Here is a 283-nt window from a genome sequence, read left to right as displayed (position 1 = left end):
CCCGAACAACACGCTGTCGGCGGGGCCCGAGGATGTCGGGGTGCCCTGGGCGATCGGCTCGCCCGAGGGCGGTCACGACGCGATCCACCCGGCGCTGGGCACCCTGGAGGACTTCGACGCCTTCGTCGCCCGGGCCGCCTCGCTCGGGCTGGAGATCGCGCTCGACTTCGCGCTCCAGTGCTCCCCGGACCACCCCTGGGTGGACAAGCACCCCGAGTGGTTCCACCACCGGCCCGACAACACCATCGCCTACGCCGAGAACCCGCCCAAGAAGTACCAGGAC

Annotated in this window: 1 pseudogene; it reads left to right on the top strand. The window is 71.4% G+C overall.

From position 1 onward, the window contains the following. Positions 1 to 283: pseudogene (locus IO36_RS36160) on the top strand (alpha-1,4-glucan--maltose-1-phosphate maltosyltransferase); the annotation flags it as partial.

The organism is Streptomyces aureus (assembly GCF_000725495.1).
GTDB classification, from domain to species: Bacteria; Actinomycetota; Actinomycetes; order Streptomycetales; family Streptomycetaceae; genus Streptomyces; species Streptomyces aureus_B.
Note: the sequence above shows the minus strand (reverse complement) of the source record. Positions and strands in the feature narration are given on the sequence as shown.